Source organism: Vampirovibrio chlorellavorus, from assembly GCF_003149375.1.
In the GTDB taxonomy this organism is placed as follows: domain Bacteria; phylum Cyanobacteriota; class Vampirovibrionia; order Vampirovibrionales; family Vampirovibrionaceae; genus Vampirovibrio; species Vampirovibrio chlorellavorus_B.
The window spans coordinates 219,602-238,382 of the sequence record NZ_QFWH01000003.1 but is presented as its reverse complement, the minus strand read 5'-3'; the positions used below and the strand labels follow the sequence as shown (position 1 = coordinate 238,382).

General features: G+C 55.1%; 16 protein-coding genes. 10 read left to right on the top strand and 6 right to left on the bottom strand.

Annotated features, from left to right (window positions below):
• The first annotated feature begins 193 nt into the window (after nucleotides 1-193).
• The 5 genes from DF283_RS05610 (at nucleotide 194) to DF283_RS05590 (ending at nucleotide 3,381) form a co-directional block, all read left to right on the top strand.
• Nucleotides 194-655 carry a hypothetical protein gene (locus DF283_RS05610; RefSeq protein WP_303673747.1) on the top strand — a complete coding sequence of 154 codons (462 nt, stop codon included), beginning with the start codon at nucleotides 194-196 and terminating at the stop codon, nucleotides 653-655.
• Between the two features lie 4 nt (nucleotides 656-659).
• A complete protein-coding gene (locus DF283_RS05605) occupies nucleotides 660-965 on the top strand; it encodes a hypothetical protein (protein ID WP_303673746.1) in 306 nt (101 codons plus the stop codon).
• Between the two features lie 37 nt (nucleotides 966-1,002).
• Nucleotides 1,003-1,458: a universal stress protein gene (locus DF283_RS05600; RefSeq protein ID WP_303673745.1), complete on the top strand. Its 456-nt coding sequence runs from the start codon at nucleotides 1,003-1,005 to the stop codon at nucleotides 1,456-1,458.
• A 33-nt stretch (nucleotides 1,459-1,491) separates the two neighbouring features.
• On the top strand, nucleotides 1,492-2,520 hold the full coding sequence (locus DF283_RS05595) for a 2-hydroxyacid dehydrogenase (RefSeq protein WP_303673744.1): 1,029 nt from the start codon (nucleotides 1,492-1,494) through the stop codon (nucleotides 2,518-2,520).
• 234 nt (nucleotides 2,521-2,754) lie between these two features.
• A complete protein-coding gene (locus tag DF283_RS05590; RefSeq protein WP_303673743.1) occupies nucleotides 2,755-3,381 on the top strand; it encodes a GerMN domain-containing protein in 627 nt (208 codons plus the stop codon).
• A 178-nt stretch (nucleotides 3,382-3,559) separates the two neighbouring features.
• Here DF283_RS05590 and DF283_RS05585 read toward each other — a convergent pair whose 3' ends face one another.
• Nucleotides 3,560-4,327 (bottom strand): dienelactone hydrolase family protein, encoded by a 768-nt coding sequence (locus DF283_RS05585; RefSeq protein WP_303673742.1) that lies wholly within the window; start codon nucleotides 4,325-4,327, stop codon nucleotides 3,560-3,562.
• Between DF283_RS05585 and DF283_RS05580 the strand changes: the two genes are divergently transcribed.
• Both DF283_RS05580 and DF283_RS05575 read left to right on the top strand, forming a co-directional pair.
• Entirely contained in the window at nucleotides 4,326-4,628 is a 303-nt protein-coding gene (locus DF283_RS05580; RefSeq protein ID WP_303673741.1) for a hypothetical protein, read from the top strand. The genes DF283_RS05585 and DF283_RS05580 overlap by 2 nt on opposite strands.
• Nucleotides 4,629-4,713: 85 nt before the next feature.
• On the top strand, nucleotides 4,714-4,971 hold the full coding sequence (locus DF283_RS05575; protein ID WP_303673740.1) for a hypothetical protein: 258 nt from the start codon (nucleotides 4,714-4,716) through the stop codon (nucleotides 4,969-4,971).
• Between the two features lie 55 nt (nucleotides 4,972-5,026).
• Here DF283_RS05575 and DF283_RS05570 read toward each other — a convergent pair whose 3' ends face one another.
• Complete coding sequence (locus tag DF283_RS05570; RefSeq protein ID WP_303673739.1) at nucleotides 5,027-5,560, bottom strand: hypothetical protein; 534 nt, start codon at nucleotides 5,558-5,560, stop codon at nucleotides 5,027-5,029.
• Nucleotides 5,561-6,541: 981 nt separating this feature from the next.
• On the opposite strand from DF283_RS05570, the gene DF283_RS05565 reads away from it, so the two are divergent.
• On the top strand, nucleotides 6,542-6,820 hold the full coding sequence (locus tag DF283_RS05565; protein ID WP_303673738.1) for an HU family DNA-binding protein: 279 nt from the start codon (nucleotides 6,542-6,544) through the stop codon (nucleotides 6,818-6,820).
• A 369-nt stretch (nucleotides 6,821-7,189) separates the two neighbouring features.
• Here the strand turns inward: DF283_RS05565 and DF283_RS05560 are convergent, their stop codons facing one another.
• On the bottom strand, nucleotides 7,190-7,864 hold the full coding sequence (locus tag DF283_RS05560) for a response regulator transcription factor (RefSeq protein ID WP_303673737.1): 675 nt from the start codon (nucleotides 7,862-7,864) through the stop codon (nucleotides 7,190-7,192).
• A 365-nt stretch (nucleotides 7,865-8,229) separates the two neighbouring features.
• On the opposite strand from DF283_RS05560, the gene DF283_RS05555 reads away from it, so the two are divergent.
• Both DF283_RS05555 and DF283_RS05550 read left to right on the top strand, forming a co-directional pair.
• Complete coding sequence (locus DF283_RS05555) at nucleotides 8,230-10,215, top strand: tetratricopeptide repeat protein (RefSeq protein WP_303673736.1); 1,986 nt, start codon at nucleotides 8,230-8,232, stop codon at nucleotides 10,213-10,215.
• Between the two features lie 265 nt (nucleotides 10,216-10,480).
• On the top strand, nucleotides 10,481-13,447 hold the full coding sequence (locus DF283_RS05550; protein ID WP_303673735.1) for a glycosyltransferase: 2,967 nt from the start codon (nucleotides 10,481-10,483) through the stop codon (nucleotides 13,445-13,447).
• A 171-nt stretch (nucleotides 13,448-13,618) separates the two neighbouring features.
• Here the strand turns inward: DF283_RS05550 and DF283_RS05545 are convergent, their stop codons facing one another.
• Genes DF283_RS05545 through DF283_RS05535 form a run of 3 tightly spaced genes read right to left on the bottom strand, consistent with a single transcriptional unit; the run spans nucleotide 13,619 to nucleotide 18,542 of the window.
• Complete coding sequence (locus tag DF283_RS05545; protein ID WP_303673734.1) at nucleotides 13,619-15,304, bottom strand: alpha-amylase family protein; 1,686 nt, start codon at nucleotides 15,302-15,304, stop codon at nucleotides 13,619-13,621.
• Between the two features lie 2 nt (nucleotides 15,305-15,306).
• A complete protein-coding gene (locus DF283_RS05540; protein WP_303673733.1) occupies nucleotides 15,307-17,151 on the bottom strand; it encodes a hypothetical protein in 1,845 nt (614 codons plus the stop codon).
• Entirely contained in the window at nucleotides 17,148-18,542 is a 1,395-nt protein-coding gene (locus tag DF283_RS05535; RefSeq protein ID WP_303673732.1) for a hypothetical protein, read from the bottom strand. The genes DF283_RS05540 and DF283_RS05535 overlap by 4 nt, the downstream gene beginning before the upstream one ends.
• Between the last annotated feature and the right edge of the window lie 239 nt (nucleotides 18,543-18,781).

Below are 18,781 nucleotides of genomic sequence, written 5' to 3'. Positions count from 1 at the left end.
TTTGTTGTGTTGGCATCCTTTGGGGTTAACACATTCTAAAAATCTCATATTGTCATGGGGCTAAAATCAGGCATTCGGCTATCGGTAAAACGGCTGATTCCAGCCTTCGCAGAACGGGCAATTCGGACCCCGCCGAAAATCGCTACACTGAAAGCACAAGCGTAATCCACAAGGATAATCAAGGAGGCGCACTATGACCGTCGTTCGCAAAACAAAGCTCACCCCCCAAGCCCCCACAGAAAACTGGCAACCCGTGCTGCTGGATGACCGGATCGACAGCGCCCCACAAATCACCGCGCACCTGAAGCAGCAGTTACTGGCCGAGGGAACCGGCACCCCGCGGACGCTGGTGCTACCTTGCGCCCTGACCCTGGCCGCCGTTTATGACCGTGGGGTGCTGGATGTGCTGGACGCCCTGTTTGAACTCAAGAAGCAAGGTTGTCAGTACCGGGTGTACGGGCTGGATGGCGACATCCAGCTGTGGCTCACCCCAACCCCTGAAACCGAGAAACACACTCAAAATCAACCGACCAAAACAAAAACACCCCGACCCGCCCCGGCCCTGACCGGGCGGCCACAGGCAGCGCTTCCAGGAAACGTGGTGGCGGACGCCCCGGGAGAACGCCAGCCCAAACTCCTGATTGTGGAGGGTTAGCGCCGTGGAATCAACCAGTCAACCTGTAAAAGCGCTCCCGCTGGAGCAATTCCCCCCGTACCTGGCACCGACCACGCACACCAACCGCAATAACCACCGGGCCCGGTTTTTATACAAACTCATTGCCCAACGCCTGTCTGAAAAAGAGACGTCCTGCCTGCTGCCCTCCCTCAGCCAGTGGGCTGGCTTTTTCAAATGCTCTCATATGGAAATGCATGACGCCCTTCGCTTTTTACGCAATCAGGGGCTGGATTACAGGTTGACCGGTCTGGATACCCCGCTGGAGGTATGGCGCAACGAGCATTCATAAGTTAAAGTAACCCCTGAGTGAGAAGGAGATCCCCACCATGAAAATTTTGTTACCCATCGATGGTTCCGACTGTTCCACCCGCACCCTGTATTGGGCCGCCCAAACCTTCAGCAAAACCAATACGCAGTATTACCTGCTGTACGTGGTACCGGTCAACTACAACGAAGTGAGTCTGGTGGAGTATGAAATCCCCGGGGTGCAGGAAGCCCTGAAGACCGCCCGGGAGCTATTAACGTCTCTGGGTTGCCAGGTGGAAAAGGCCATTTTTCTGGAAGGCGATCCCATCAGCCTGATTTGCGACTACGCCGAGGACATCGAGGCTGATCAGGTGTTGCTGGGCTCACACGGACGCACGGGCTTTACCAAGTTACTGCTGGGCAGCGTCAGCATTGCGGTGATGGAAAAATGCCAGCGCCCGGTGACCATCCATCGCAATTTTGAGCCCGTACCCGCCAAGCTGCCACAAATGCTGAAATCGGGTACCATTCTATAAACGCAGTTTAACCGTCTACAAGGAGCTATCCCCATGAAAATGGCCGTTTTCAGCGCCAAGGTTTACGATCGGGAATTTTTAACCGAGGCCAACCAGTCCGCAGGCCATGCGCTGACTTTTTTCGAGCCGCATCTGGACAGTGCCACCGAGCAACTGGCCGCAGGCTATGAGGCCGTGTGCGTGTTCACCAATGACACCCTGAACCGTGAGGTGCTGCAGGCCCTGGCCGGGCATGGCGTGCGAGTGGTGGCCCTGCGCTGCGCCGGGTATAACAACGTCGATCTGGAAGCGGCCCAGGAGTTGGGACTGACCGTGGTGCGGGTTCCGGCCTACTCTCCCTATGCCGTGGCCGAACACGCCGTGGGCATGATCCTGACCCTGAACCGTAAATTCCACAAAGCCTACAACCGGGTGCGGGAAGGCAACTTCAAGCTGGATTGCCTGCTGGGCTTTGATCTGCACGGCAAGACTGTGGGCATTGTGGGCACCGGAAAAATCGGTACGGTGGCCGCCAACATCCTGAAAGGCTTCGGCTGCCGGGTGCTGGCCTACGATCCGGCCCCCAACATCCTGTTTGAAGAACACGGTATTCAGTGTGTCAGCCTGCCAGAAGTGTTCCGGCAATCCGATATCATCAGCCTGCACTGCCCCCTCACGCCAGAGACCTATCACCTGATCAACGATGAAACCTTGTCCCAGATGAAAGACGGGGTCATGATCATCAACACCAGTCGGGGCGGCATCATCGATACCCAGGCCATCATCCGGGGATTGAAAGCCGGTAAGGTGGGCTACCTGGGGCTGGATGTGTACGAGGAAGAGGCCGATATCTTCTTCGAGGATCTTTCGGACAAGTGCATGGAAGACGATGTGTTCGCCCGGCTGATGACCTTCCCCAACGTGCTGATTACCGGGCATCAGGCCTTTTTCACCCAGGAGGCCATGGCCAACATCGCCCAGACCACCCTCAGCAACATCAGCCAGGTGGAACGGGGAGAGGCCTGCCCCAATCAGGTGCTACCCGTACCCGGGGAACTGAAGGTGCCTGCGGCCCGTTCCTAAAGACTGGCCAGAGACACCTGAAAAACGCCTCCAAAAAGCGCAAATGCCCGGACTTTCCCTGCCTGTCCGGGCATTTAAACTTTCAGCTTATTCGTTGGGTTTGCCGGTTGAACGCTATGGCTGATAGCCAAATGGCCCAGATCCTTCTTCGCTGAATGGCTCATGATTTGACCGGCGAGAAGAATTAAACTGAGGACATCGTGAGACACCAGACCGTCCGAAAGGAGATTCGCCATGCCTCTCTTTTACCTTCCCCCCATTAAAAATCAGCAGTACCTCCCCCTGCGACCAGAGTGGCTGATTTTGCTACTGGGCTTGCTGGTTCTGCTGGCCACCACCTGGATGGTCCAGCAGTTCGCCCCTCATCATCGGCCATTGATCCTTCAGGATTGGGCCGTGGCCAAAGCGGAAACGGTCAAAGCAGAGCCGGTCATGGCAGAACCTATCATCAAAGATCCGCCCGATGATCTGGGGGTAGCCGCTCGCCCCGCGTTACGGGTTCAGCTGGCCCTGACCACTCCGGTACAGGCCCCCCGACTGACGGCCACCGCCACCACCAGCTCATTGGAGGCGGCCATTACCCACTTGCTGCAAGGTCAATTGGGACAGGGCCTTAAAACCACAGCCGGAAGCGAGATTCCCAAGGGCACCCGCTTGCTGGGCCTGTGGACGCAAGGGAACACGGTGACCGTCAATTTATCGAAAACCTTTAACACCGGCGGCGGAGCCACCAGCATGATTGGCCGGGTGACGGAACTCCAGAAGGTCGTGCAAAGCGTCAACCCCGGTTATCGGCTGAAAATCGCCATTGAGGGCAAACCCGTCCCCTATGTGGGTGGCGAGGGCCTGGAGCTGGAATAGCCGCTCTCATACAATTAGGCGGGTATCCCTTCACCCCATGTTTCTAAAACTGCGTGCCGCTCAGACAAGTCGGTGGAATTTCTTTTGGCAAAGCTGCCAAGCCCACGTTTTTTTAACTCGCTGTACTCAAACAGTTAGAAAAATAGGGTAAAGGGATACCCGCCATTCAATAATAACGCTAGTGCTTCAGGGTCTGAGATAACAAGGCCTTGACCCGACGCCAGGCATCCTCGGCAATTTCTGGGCGGTAATCAGCCCGCTGATCGCAGAAGAACCCGTGACCGGCCTCATCGTAACGAATCACTTCATAGTGGCACTGGGCCTGTTGCAGAACTGCTTCCACCCGGTGCGTCTCGGCCACCGGAATCAGGGGATCCTCTTTGCCAAACAGGCACAGAATCTGGCCGTGCATGTCCGGGGCGTATTCAATGGTGGGTTTTCCACCCCCGGGGGCGCTATACGCGACCCCACCCGGGTAAAAAGCAATACTGGCGACAAACGGGGGCAGGGTGGCGGCAATACAAGCCACGTGTCCCCCATAGCAAAACCCGATGCTGGCCATCCGCTCCGGATTTCGCACAAAAGGCTGCTGGCCCAGATAAGCCGCACTGGCTCGCAGATCTTCCAGAATGCCTTGCCGGGTGGTTTGATCCTTGTGCTGGCGGCCCACGGTCATGCCCGCTTCGGTATATTCCAGCTCAAAATTCTCGGTGGTGCGATGATAGTAATTAATGGCCAGAGCCACATAGCCCTCAGCGGCAATGCGCTCAGTCACTTGCCGGATGTGACTGTTGATGCCAAAAATCTCCATCAACACCACTACGGCGGGCCAGGGGCCTTCTCCCTGAGGGCGGGCCAAATAGGCCTGCATGCCCTGCCCTTCCACCGGGATGGTGACCCATTCCGTGCGCACTACCTGTTGCTGGCTGGATACAGGTTGAGTCATGGTCGCAAGTGCCTCCCTGGACTTGTTTACTTTAGTGTTTACTGTGGTGTTTGTTTTGATGTCTGCTTTGGTTGCTATAGAAGCCTATTATGCACCAAAAGCAATGCCGGAACCTAACCGGTTGGGGCTATTCGCCAAGCCCGATTTAAGGCATAATGATGGTATTCAAACTGAACAATTTCCAGATCGTAAACTGATAGTTCGTCCAATATTATTTTGTCCAATGCAAGAGGGCCTTGACAGGAAGCGCCTGCCCAAGATACCCGGAGCGTATCCGGTTCTGGTGCCTGACGACTGTTGAGGAAAACACATCCAAAGTCTCTACACCGGAAAATAAAGTCCATCCTGTGCAAGAGATCACGACACAAAGGGGAGTGAACAAGACCATGATTTCTAAACGGGTATACCTGTTACTGACCGCTTTACTGCTAATCATCAGCATTGGGGCCAGTTTCGCCGGACAATCCCAGAAATCGCATCGCCTGGCCGCTTTGCAGGCATTGCAAACCGCCAGCCTGCAACTGAGCCGACTGGAAAGCAAAACCTCCAGACAGGCGGAAGCGGAGGCATTGATCAATAACGCCATCAAAACGCTCAGTGCCGATGAGAACCAGACCGCTACCAGCCCATCCGCCCCCAGCTAGACAACCGGATGGACGCCTGCCTGAGGCTAATTGCTTCGGGGCTGATTTCTGAGACTTATGCCTGGGACTTGTTCATGCTTTTCCAAAAGGCAATCAGCACAATTGACAAGCCCACCGCCATGGCGGTGTGGGTTAAGCCGTAAACCGAGGCCCTCAGGGCATGGCTACCCAAAAACAGGGAGGTGTTCAGGGCGGCCAAATCCAGAATTCCGCTACGGACCCCCAGCAGGAAGTGGTAGCCTTTGTACAGCATTAACAAGACCGCTACCACGGAACTGGGCAAGTAAAGCCGACTGGTCCAGCGCAAGGTTTTTTCCGAGAGTGGCGCAAAGCCCATCTGCAAGCCCAGAAACAACATCCAGGTCACGGCCAGGGGGATCAGCGCCCCAATCAGAAAGGTGTGTCCATGCACCAAAGACAGGCCAAACACAGATTCCAGGTGCGCCCCGGCTGGCAGCATTTCAGAGATGGGGGCCTTTTTGGAGGACTCCTGAAACAAAATCCCCATCAACAGGGCCGCAATCATCATAACGATGGAAAAACGCAGGTAAAGACGATAAAAAGCGCGGTAATACGCCGGAATATTCATAAGGGGATACCTCTCGCAGTTGCCTGATACGCTCAATACGGAATGGAAATCAGGACGGGAACCGTGCAACGATTCTGTGCGTCAATTCCACGCGACGAAGCTGCACCTGTACCTTATCATACCCCACATCATACCCCGACCCCAGACAAGAGATCATCACACGCGTGAGAAGCCCCCCCCCAATCGGTGATCATCTCAGGTTCACCACCGGGCAGGACTGGCCCAGTATCCACGCCAGCGCCAGGGCAGCAAACAGAACGCCCGGCAAAGACAGGCTTGATGTCCACTGTCACAAAAACAGCCATCCGCCCACTGTCTACTTCGGCATGATTTCGATTAGCCACCTTATATATGTTTTTTTATTCTTACAGGCAGTTATTTCATTGCACCCCCAGTCGCATAATAAGAACTGGTTAAGGCGGTTGAAGACTGATCACGAAATCGCCATCACCCTTTTTGTAGCTTCTCCAGCGACGGACATTGGCAGACAAGGGCTTACCCCGGTCTGTAAATGCTCCGTCAGGGCAATGGCGGCGCTGAATCGAGCGCCCCACCAAAGCAGCGCCACAAAAACACCAGAACCACTCTGGTGTTTTTGTCGTTTAAAAGGCCCCAAAGCAAAAACCGGGTGGAGAGCAGCCAGCCTCTCCCCACCTGAGAAACGCCCCACATCTACAGAGCGGGCAGGAATCAAAACTGGAATTTGCATTCTAAACTTAGCAAAAACCTGAATGGTGTGGGCCTCACACCAAGCTCATCCTGTGAAGCTACAGCCAGAAGAGGGATACGCCAAAACACAGACAGGCTTTGAAAAGTGGCCTTTGCCTATCACGCTTTCAAGTCCCCAAGGTAAGGGGTAGGCTTGCCATCCAAGTATTCTACATCCGTAGAACACGCATGAAGTCGCAAAAGATCTACTTGCCTTTGGTTAAACAACCCCTATAATAAGGGTGTAATTAAATCTGAGGAGTTGTGTTTCCCATGAATAAAGAAGAATTAGTACAAGAAGTCGCAAAAAAGACCAAAGTGTCTCAGAAGCAAGTGGATGAGACCTTGGCTTCCATCGTAGAAACCATTGTCAAAACCGTTGCCAAAGGCAAAAAAGTAACCCTGATTGGCTTCGGCACCTTCGAGCCCCGCAAGCGCGCTGCTCGTACCGGCCGTAACCCTCAAACCGGCAAAGAGCTGAAAATCCCGGCGAAAACCGTTCCCGCTTTCTCTGCTGGTAAAAAGTTCAAAGAACTCGTTGCCAAGAAATAAGCACGGTTTCTGCTAAAGTCTTAAAGCCTGCCTTCTGTTGAGGGCAGGCTTTTTGAATTGTACGAACTTTTTGAATAGGCTTCTTTTGGAATGGGGTTCTTATGGCATTTGGCAAGATTGTGAGTGGCCTCATTCATCAGGCTCAATTCACTCAGGGCGCAATTAAACGGCAAAAAGGCGTTCTTCCCATCGTTATACCCAGCCATTGATATGCAGTCTTTTATCTCTTTTTATCTTATCGAGTCTTACACCGGTTATCCGGTTCCACGCCGACCTTGAACGACAGGGTTACCAAAAGACAAAAGCTCCCTTCATCCGGCGATGAACGGAGCCTCTGCCATAGCGAAGCCTTATCCCCCCTTCGATTAATTAGCACAGGGTGGCGTAATTGCGGGCGCACGGGGTGGCGTGTATGCCCTCAAAGGCGGATAACTTTTGTAAAATACTACCCAAATAACGCTTCAGGTTTGAAGGGTTTAAATCCAGCGCCTGGGCGATATGCACATGACTGACCCCTTCCACGATCAGGCGCAGGATTTCCCGTTCCGGTTCGCTGAGGGTGGCCGCGGAACCCAGGGCATGCTGGTTGGCCTCCTGAGAAAAGCGCTGCAACGCTCTGGAGGCTACCCGGGGGTCTAGCCAGATGGCCCCGCCGCAGACCATTTTCACCACTTCCACCAGCCGCTGGGAAAGAATGTCTTTCAGGCAATAGGCGTTCACCCCGATGGCCAAAGCCTTCAAGACCGGCTCTTCCGCCTCTTGGGAACTGAGTATCAGGATTTTGGAAGTCCGGTTAAACCGCCGGATTTCCTGAATCAGCTGAAAACCGTCCATATCGGGCAAGCCCAAATCCAGTAAAATCAGGTCGGGCGTCATGGTTTTCAGCAAGGCCAAAGCCTGCTCCCCGCTGTCGCCTTCCCCAACCACCTGCAAGTCCGGATCGGCATTCAACACCATCCTCAGACCAATGCGAACCAGTTTATAATCTTCCACTATTACCAATCGATGTTTTCCTTCGCTTTCCCGCTTTAAATTGTCAATCATTATCGGTCTAACCTCGATATTATCTTTTCAACGCTAACCTGTTTGGTTGAATAACCCTTCACAAACGTCAATCCGAGACGATGGCCGAATTATAGGGAAAGCCTGATGGATTGCTAAGTAGCTAGTTAGGCAGAGGACTTTCTTATCCTTGTGTAGCCCTGGGTAACCCAAACAGTTAATCGGCTCATCTATGGATGGGTAACGCGTGGGTAATCAGTCTCATCCCTATCCCATGCCAAAAAGGCTCCGGAAGGGTACCCGCATGCCAAAAGCCGGACAATTACACTGTAGAGGGATGTATTCAGGACTGCTATTTCGCTATGATGCCAATGAAAATACATTGTTGAGTGGAGAGCCCTGATTTTATGAGGATTCAATCAAGCCGAGCGTGGGCAATAGCCTGTGGCGTAAGTCTGTTAACCCTGACCGCCTTGGTCACCCCGAACCTGGGGGCAGAAGCAGCCTCTCGGGTTTACAAGGCAGGAACCTCCTATTCCTACAATAATCCGCAAAATGCGGATGCCTACCTGCAAACCGGAGCCTACCAGGCTGCGGAGGCCCGTTACACCAAACTGTTACAGGCCAACCCTAAAAACATCGCCGCCCGGGCGGCCTTGTCCAATGCCCAGGCGGAACTCTTCAAACTGGGTGCCGCCGAGAAAAACGCCAACATGGTGCTGGCCAAATCGCCCAATAACGCCACCGCCCGCACCGCATTGGGGATTGTGTACCGCAACCAGACCGCTTCGCTGGATATGACCTACCGGGGTCAACGGGATGAGCTACTGGCCAAATCCGCCAGTGAATTGCAAAAGGCCGTGGCAGCCAATCCCCGCTCCCCGGAAGCACACAACCAGCTGGGGGTAACCTATCGCTTTATGGGACGCAACGCCGAGGCCCAAAGCGAGTTTCAGAAAGCACTGGAACTGGACCCCCGCTTTGCGGAAGCCATCCTGAACGAAGGCATCATGCGCCTGAGTTCCGGCGATGTGAACGGGGCCAAACAACAGTTCCAACGGGCCATTAAACTAAACAGTAAAAACTACATGGCCCACTACCGGCTGGGTGAAGCCTATTTGCAAAGCGGAGACACGCACCAAGCCTTAAAATCCCTGAACACGGCCCTGTCCCTGAATCAGGGCAACGCCTCAGTCATGTCCAAAATGGCCGACGCCTATCAGGCCCAGGGCAATACCTCGGCGGCCATTGCCAACTACCGCAAGGCCATTCAGGCCAACCCCGCCTTTATGCCAGCGTATGTGGCCATTTCCGATATTTTTGACAGCCGGGGCGATGGCGAATTGGCCATGTCCGAGTTGCGCAGCGCCATCAACGTCAATCCCAACTTCTCGGCAGGTCGCAACCGGCTGGGGCGCCTGGCCCTGACTGTGGACAAGCCGGATCAGGCCCTGCAATACTACAAGGAATCCCTGAAGCAGAACCCGCAGGACGCCGATGCCATTAACGGCATTTCCCAAGCCCTGACGGTCATTGCCCAAAAACAGGCCAACTGGAGCCAGACCATGGGCGCCGACAGCGATTTGCTGAACGCCGAGCAGTCCATTCAGGAAGCCCTGCGCATGAATCCGGGCGACCTGCGCCTGCACCTGGCCAACCTGCGCATTAGTCAACTGGCTGGCAAACCGGCCATGACCGAAGCCGAGCTGAACACGCTGGTCAGCCGGTCCCCCCGAAACGACGCGGAAGCCATGGCCCAGGGAGAAGCCTACCTGTCGCTGGGACGTTATCAGGAAGCCGATCAGGTCTTTAACGGGCTGATGCAGCGGGCGTCGGGCAATTCAGACCAATTGCTGATCATCGGCGACACCCTGAAGGTGAACGGGGATCTGCCCCGGGCCAAGGACGCCTACCGGGCCGCCCTGGCTGCCGAACCGGGTAACCTGAAAGCCCAGCGGGGTATCGATCGGATTGAGAAAGCCGAGGCGGAGTCCCAGAAAGCCCTGCGTACAGCCAAAGCCCTCAACACCTGGCGGCGCACCGGCAAGGAAAGCTCCATCGATTTTTACGAGGACACCTTGTCCCAAAACCCCCGTCAGCCGGAAGCCCGTCTGGAGCTGGCCAAGTTGTATGAAAAAACCAAGGAATACAATCTGGCCGCCCGCTCTTACCAGTTCTATCTGGGCTTATCCCCGGACTTGCCGGTGAAAGAGCGCGAAGGGTACCTGAAAAAAATCGCCAAACTGCAAGAAAAGGCTCAGGAAATGGCCCTGAAGCAAAGCGGTTCTCCGCAGCCGCAAGGCGGGGCCAGCATGCCTTACAGCGCACCGGCCACCAACACTCAGGCCGCGCCCTTGCAACTGAACACCCCGGCCAAAACGGCGCAATACTAAAGCCAGACTTTGCACGCCAACCCTTACAGCCCCGAAATTCGTCGTTCGGGGCTGTTCTTTTTGTACAGTCACCAAAACGTTAAAACCCATGCCTGTCATGCGTCAGAGCCGCTTGGCACAGAGCCGCCTTTGTGCGTTAATAATCTGCAATTGATGGGTCTGATTTTTTAATTGCCAATAAGCAATTTCAACGCTTCAGCGTTCTTTTCATTCTTAGCTTTTCAATCTCATCCACAGGAAGAAAGGCACAGGGGTATTTTATCCAATGTCCTACACCATACAAAACCGTCCCCAGTTGTATCCTGACCCACGGCGGCAGGTTCGTTTCGGAGCGGCCAGTGTAGCCCCTTCAACCCAAACGGCCCACCCTGCAAATACCGGTATCGGAATGGGTACCTTGACTCCCGGCCTGCAAGGCCCGTCGGATCGCCTGAAAATCCGCTTCGGCTCCGCCAGCATTCCTTCCCGGGGCAACATTGATCATCAGCCCCAAAACGGGGTGTGGATCACCACCGAACGTATTCCGGCCAAGGTGGGCGGGCTGGGCGAAGTGTCCAAAACCATCCCGGAGGCCTTTGCCCAATTCACCCACAAAAAGGACTTGCGCATTATCGTCCCCTACATGAAAGCGCACCGCAAGGTCGATCAGGAAATCCGGGACAAAATTGCCAAAGGCGACAAGACCGTTTCCGAGGCGGATTTATTTCAACCCACCGGCACTTTTTTGTCCTACAAGACAGACGATCACCGCACCATCAAGCTGGAAGTGCTGCAAAAATTTGAGAGCGCCACCGGCTTTGAGGAATTCAACCACACCCAGCCGGAAGAAAAGCGAGTAGGCAACTGGGTGTACGCCCTGCGCAACGACAACTACTTCATCGGGAAAAACAAATACGGCCTTGAGACGGAAAAAGGATTGTCCGATTACACCTACACCCCGGAAGCGGGCGAATTTGACAAGGTTATGCTGTTCAACCGGGCGGCCAGCGAATTGGTGCCCCTGCTGGATGGCAACAACCCCGACCCTCGGGCCGCCCGATTGAAGCGCTTCAACAACCTTCATAAACCGGCGGAGTTCCCGGTCCTGGAGGGCGTGGAAGTGCCCAAGGGCAAAGACTTCCGCAAGAGCATTGACTTTGTGATCGCCCACGACTGGCTGACCGGCCCGGTCAACAACGAATTGGCGGACGATCCCTATACCCGCAAGCACTTTGTGGTGCATAACATGTTCGATAAGGAACAGGCCCCTCACGTGGCCCACCGGGCGGGTCTGCTCACCCCGAACCGCCTGTTTGATCAGGAACGCACTTTTTCCGCCCTGAACGCGGGCATTGAACCCGCCGATTCCATTTGGGTGAACAACAACTTCAAGCGCACCATGCTGGAAAGCACCCTGCCCAACGGCGCGCCTTTTATCAGTACCTTGCGCCAAAAAAGCGAGGACCAGCGCACTTACAACCTGCACCACGGCCTCAGCTCGGATTACACCGCCTCTGGCCCGCAAGCCCCCAGGTGCCTGGAAGAAGGGTATGACGAGTGGCACCAAAACGCGGTGGCTAAAAAGGCCAAACTGGAAACAGAAGTCGAAACGCTGAAAGAGAAATTCGAAACCATCCAGCAGCAAAATGACCCGGCCCAAACCGAACTGGCCAAAGAAGCCTGGAATAACGCTGAAAAGAATCTGAAAAAAATCACCACCCAAATCACGGCAGCGGAAGCGGGGCGCACCGCCAAGGACAATCAGCCGTATAAATTCCAGAAGCTGGAAGTCCATCCGGGCGAAACACTACCCACGGCCGAACAAATGCAGGCGTTTAAAAGGGCCAATAAAATGGCCCTGCAAAAAAAGCTGGGCCTCAAGCAGGATACCAATGCCCCTATTATTGCCTGGGCCGCCCGGCTGGATCCTCGCCAGAAGAACGTGTACGTATTCATGAAAAGCGTGGACACCCTGCTGGCCAATAACCCCGATGTTCAGGTGGTCATGGTGGGGGATACCACGGATCCAGAAATCATTAAGTGGATCGAGGGCGTTAACAAAAAATACAACACCAATTCTGGTGAGAATCGGGTGTACATCCCCAACGTGTTCGCCACCCAGGATGAGGTCAAGCAGATCAACGCCGGGGCCGATTTCACAGCCCTGCCCAGCTTATACGAACCCTACGGCCTGACCCAGCTGGAGGCCATGAAAATGGGTTCCCTGCCGGTGGTGCATGGGGTGGATGGCTTGCGCACCACGGTTAGCGAACCGGACATGAACGCCAAACTGAAAGAGAAAGCCCGCGCCGCCGGAGAAGAATGGGAACCGGTCTGGGATAAGCCCCAAAACGGTTTTTTGATGGATCCGTTAGACATCGATCAGTACAAGGAGTACATCGATGATCGGCAGGATTATGAGCATCTGGAGCGGTTGAAGGCAGCGTTGGTCACAAACCGGTCGGCGCTGGAAGCCTTGAAAAGCAAGCCCGACGCCAAAGAAGAAGCCAAGCTGAAGGCGGCGGAGCAAAAGGCATTTGTGGCCCTGCTGGGCAAAATGGAAGGGCTGGCCAACACCCTGGATTACAAACTGAAAAGTTTTGAGATTCAACGAAAAGATTTCCAGGACGCCCTGGCTCGGCTGGAGGCAGATCCCACCGCTTCTCCCCAGCGCAAAAAGGCCATGGAAGAGAAACGAGATCAGTTAAGCAATAAAATTAAGAACGGCAAATTTTCCGAGCATGCCCAGGAAATCCGGGACGCCCACCGCCTGCTGAAAGAAAACCCTCAGGATCTGGAAACCCAGTACAACAAAGTTCTTACGATCATTCAGCCAAATGATGAAATCAATCAGAAAGCCGCCGACAAGCTGACCGACGCTTTCTATCGCGGATTTGAGTTGCTGAAGAGCGGGAAAGATACAGAAACCCGCATTAATGCCATCAAGTATGTGGACACCGAGCATAGCTGGGAAAAAATTATCCAGAATTACTACCTGCCCGCCCTGGAATCCAACCGTGTGGACGCCAAAATCCGCGAACAACACACGAATGAACTCAACGCCTTCCGGGCGGCCTTAAACCCACCGACACCGGCTGAGCCCCAGTACGTGCAGACCCGTCCAAGCCCAGGGCCCGTGGAGAACAACGCCGGTGTTGTGGCCAATATCAAACGCTACTGGACCTGGCTGTGGCAGCGCAACGAGCAATTCTGGGCCGCCGTGGGCCGACTGTTCTCACTGCGAAAAGATTAACCCTAAAAAGCACGATCTCCCGGAAAGATTCGGAATGCTGCCCTGTCGTGCTACGAGATGCTTCCCTATAGAGGTATTTGTCATTCCAACGCAGGTGGGAATGACAGGCCGCACCATGTCTTGAGATGCTTCCGGAAAGATTAAATCAGGTGAGTCTGCCCTCACCTTCAATTAATAGGTGGGCAATGAGCGGGACAGAAACGGTGTGTTGATTTCAAAAATATGGAAGCGACCCGGCCCCAAGTCCACTTCCAGCTGATTGACGCCGGGATAAAACTGACTGGGACGCCCGTAGCTGGGAGCCAGGTTGTTCAACGGCTGGAAGGAATTCATCCCCGGGATGGACAGAGTGGCCCGAGAGCGGGCGTTGACATCCTTGTTGGCCACCACCAGCAAGGTTTTTCCGTTGGCCTGACGGGCAAAGGAAATGACCTGATTGTTGGGATTCTCACTGTTGACCGGAATGGGAATAAAAGCCCCCTGGGTCAACACGGGACCGTATTGCGGGCTGTTGCGCAGGGTCAGCATGTGCTTTAAAAACAGTCCGATTTCCGGGTGGGTTCCCTTGTGCTGGGGTACAAAGTTAAAAATATCGAACTCCCCGGTGTAGCCCGTGGTAAAGCCGTCCAGAATATAGGGATTGGTCCACGGCTGGGTGGTCATCAAGCCGGAGGCCAGCAGACACATGGGGGCGCCGCCGTGTTCCATCAGGCTGGGGTCATCGTGGGTCAAAAACGAGCCGATGAACGATTTATCGTTGCCGCCTTGCTGGCTGGCCCGCTGGAACATGGCCCGGTTGGACAGCAAGTAATCCATATACTCCTTGGCGTTGGGCATGGCGTGGAAAATATGGAACTGTCCGTAAATGGAATCAAAACCGGATTTCAGCAGGGTTTCGGGAATATCCCGGGGCAGGTTTTTTAAAGGCGACTGATCCTCTTCGCAGTAACTTTCAGCCAGCCAAGCCTTATCGGCGTATTTACCGGTAAAGTAACGCCAAAAATCAGGCGTGCGGGCACGGGCCACGTCTACCCGGAAGCCATCCACGCCCAGTTGGTTGGCCATCAAATCAAAAAAGCCTTCGTAATACTGACGCAGGGCATCGTCGTTCTTGAACATGACGATATCCACCCAATTGGTAGGGGTCAGCTTGTTACCGTGGCGATCCTTCAGAATCAGATCCGGTCGGGACTGGGCCAAGTCCTCCGAAGCGCAACTGGGCACATCCACCATCACGTGAATATTGCGCTTGTGACACTCCTCTACGAACTGACGGGCCTCTTCCAAAGCCGTGGTGCTGTTACCGGGGGTGTCAAACTCGGGGTTGACGGAATGATAATCGGAGGGGGCGTACAAGCTGCCAGCGGCCCCAAAGCGGCGGGCCTGCCCAATGGGGTTAATGGGCAGCAGGTGAATGGTGTTGACGCCCAAGGCCACCAGTTGGTCCAGATTCTGCACCGCCGACAAAAAAGTGCCATTCTCGCCGGAAATGGGAGAAATTCGGCCATCAAGATTTTTATCCTTGGCCCCAAAGGTGCGAATGTTCAGGGCGTAGATGGAAGCCTGATTGTTATGAAACATGCGCTTGAGACGATTCTGCCAAACGGGCTGCGGGGCAATGCTTGGAGGAATGGCTCCCATGGTAAACAGGCCATTGGCGGGATAACTTGGGCCAGCAGCCGTGGGCCCCATGGCTGCCCGACGCACAAACACATCTGGGGCAGGCAGCGGGGACAGGGCCGGAAGGCTCGGCAGGTTGGCCCCCTGTGCCTGACTCCTCAGGGACAGCTCAGGACGACCTGACCACGGAGACACCGGCTGTCCATAGCGAAACATTTGAATCGGGGGTAGCTGCATGGTCATCCTTGCCCTCCCTGTGGGTTGGGCGGCGGAGGGGCGGCAGGCTTAAAGTTGCGGCCTACCATCACCGTGGTGTACAGGGCAGAGGCAGCGAACAGCGCCCCACCCAGACCATAAACCATGCGATTCCGCCACATGCTATGGGCCTTCACATCCCGAAGCACCCGCATGAGGTGGGTCTTGGGATTCGCGCCCATCAGCTTGGACACCGTGTGGGTCTGACCGCCCGCCATGGCGTTTTCCAGCTCCGCAAAAGCCGAGCGTCCTAATTGACGGGCCACCTGAGACTGCCCTTGCAGCTTCTGATCCAGCAAATGGGTCACATTGCTGTTATCCAGGTTTAAACGAATTTTATGAACCGCCTTATCCAGCTTGTCCTTGGCCAAATCCGCCTCAAAGGTTTTCAGGGCCTTTTTCATGGTGGCCTGGTAATGCTGCACGGTCGATCCGGCATTCACAATATTCTTGTCCACCTCGGCGGCATACCAGCGAACCCGATCAATCCGCTTTTGCAGTTTGGTCAGTTTTTCGGCGTCCTGAGTGGCCTTCCGCTCGGCCTCCAGTTGCTCCTCAAACCCTTGCAGCAGTCCCAGCGCTTTTTCTCTCAGCGCGCCCAGCTTGCCGCCATATTCACGAATCGGCTTGCCGTTCTCATCAAATTTCTCAATCACCTCATACTGGCGGGCCAGATAGGCCAGGGTACGATCCGCTTTTTCCTTGGTGAAACCGGCCACTGGACGCTGCTTGTCCCTGGCCTCGTTGGTGAAATAGCGGGTAATTTTATCACTCAGCAGATACTCACCCTCGTCCATGACCTCCTTGCGAGTCAGGGCGTTGCGCAAGCCAGTTTCCTTGGTGATGGCCTCCCCAAAATCTTTCCACCAGCTGGTCAACTCGGACTCTGGCAGGCCACCCGTCAGGCGATCCACAGCCCCTTTCAGGCGACTTTCAAACACGGCGTCGCTGGCTTTGGACAAGGACTGCTTGGCCCGCCAACTGGCAAAGTGACTTCCCAGCCAGTTGTAGCCCCGGATGACCGGCTGTTGCAGATTATCCGCCACCAGACCGGAAATCACCGGGGTCGCCGGGCCCGCCATCAGCATCCACCAGGTGTGGGTTTGCACGGAAATCTGACGCATTTTTTCTTCGGTTTCCAGGCGCTGGTTGGGCCCCGGCGGAACGTTCAGCCGCTTGGCCACCTTGGCCATCTCATCCGGCGGTAAAATGTGCAACGGCAGGTAGTTGGGATCTTTAAAGATGTTGAGCCGCTCACCGTAGGTGCTGTCGTACTTCTGCCCCAAATTAACACCGGTCTTCAGGCGAACCATATTGTTAATGACCGTGGGCGTGGCCGCCATGGCCGCAAACCAGCTTAAAAAGCCAACGTACTCTCCCACACCCAGAATCTTTTGCTTCAGCCCCAAAGTGGCCAGCGAGGCAATGGCCAAACTGCCAAAGCGCTTCATATTGTCATCCAGATCAGCCATGCTGGAATCTTTGACCGGCTGCTGACGGCTGACCTGCCCCAGTGTTTTGGCCACCCCTACCAGATCCGGCTTCAGGTCTTCCACCAGTTGGTTTTTGGCCAGGCGGGCATACAGCCCGGGATACTTTTGCTGTAAGTCATCGTTGGAAGGCGGTGCCTGCACCGGCAAGTTCACCGGCGGGGTATTGGCCACTTTGACTGGCGGCAGCAGGGTGCTGGGGCCCATCATGGGGTTCAGTACAGGACGCCAGTGCTGGCGGACCCAGCCATTGGGAGAGACCGGCGGGCTGAAGGACTTGGTCTGATAGCCTGTCGACCAGCCAGCCCCATAGACTGGCGGCAAGCCGCTTCCAATCATTGAACCCTCCCTTCAGGGAACTGGGCCAGAGCAGGCCAAGGGAGAAAACCGTTGCCAAGCCCCGGGGTCACGCCCGTAAAGGCAGGCGCGTTCTGAGTGAGCAAAACCTGCTGAGCGGGAGAGGACTGACCGGACTCCAGCCGCTGTGCCACCTCAAACACCCCTTTACGGGGCAGTTTATCCACCGAGCCACCCGGTAGCTGCTGCTGAATGGCGGCCGTAACGGCGGATTGCTCCGGTGCCAGGGCCGGTGAGAGATTGGTAATAAATGGCGACTCAAAGGCTTTGCGGCTGGGACGGCTGGCAATCCAGCTGTGAGCCAGAATCATGGCCCCCAGCGTCCCCACGGTGCCCCATACCCCGTAGCGTTTCAGGTTGGCGTGACGAATGTCCAAAGCGCTCATACCGGCCGTGTTGGCCTTCCCGAAAAAGGCTTCCTTGAAAGGTTCGGCGACTTTGGAAGCCACATGGCTACCCGTGTTCGCCAGACGATCGAACGGCCCGCCTTCCAGCTTGTTTGACAAATTCCAGATATTTTTCAGGTTGCCCCAACCACCGGGACCGCCCTGCATCACATTGGCCCAGGCATCGCTGCGGGCAATGTAACCGGCCCCCACGGCAGCCAGAATGTTTCCTAAAATCAGCTTGTCCGCCCGAGCGGCGCTGATGATGGTGCGCACCCGATCCTGCACCTCTCGCTTGGGATCAGACACATCGTCCGGCACCCCCAAACGGGTCATCATGCGGCGATAGTCCTTGCTCTCCAGCAGATCAAAACGGGGGAAGTCCGTACTGGCGAACACCCGCTCCACATCGCCATTGGCTTTACGGAAACGCAGGTTTAAATCCACCCCGGTTTTAGCCTTGTAGAAGTTGTCGATACACGTATTGGCGGCCCGGGTGCCCAGATAGTAAAGCAAAACCCCTACCGCCTGGCGGGAAAAATCCAGATGGGCCCGTCCGGCCCGGAAACTGAGGGCCAAAACAGCGCCACCCAGATAGTAGGGAATGCTGGTCACGTTCAGGAAATTGGAAAAGGTGAATTTTTGATCGCCCCGCAACCCGTGATAGAGCGTTTTGGGCAATTTCACCAAAGTTTCATTTGCCGACAGTTTCAATTTACCCCAGGGGGACAAGCGCAGCAAAGTGTCGTCGAAGGGGGTACTCAGGCCGTATTTTTTACGGGTGATGGGGTCAGCCAGTAACTCGGTGACCGGTGCCGGGCGGGTATCCTGACGGTACAACAGGGCCGGATTCACGCCATTGGTTACCTGGCTGGTAAGTGCCTGACTGGCAAGGGGCGCAACAAGCTGCCCCCAAGGCGTGAAAGGGGGACGGAGACTGGCTCCTGCCGGGTTGGGATAGGATGTAATGGTTGGTGTGATACCCATGCAAAAAAACCGAAAGAGACCCCTAGACTTTCGAATACTTGCCGGTTTCCGGCAGATTGTGTTGACCGTGTTTGAAATGTGTAGGGCTGTGATTGTACGGTGAACCAAGACCCCTGTCTTTGGAGCTACTCATATAACAGCCCTCAATGCTAATAATTGTCATGAAACACACGGGAAAGCCAACTGGTTTCATGATTGTTAACTAAATTGCTTTTATTATCTTTAACCAGATACACTCA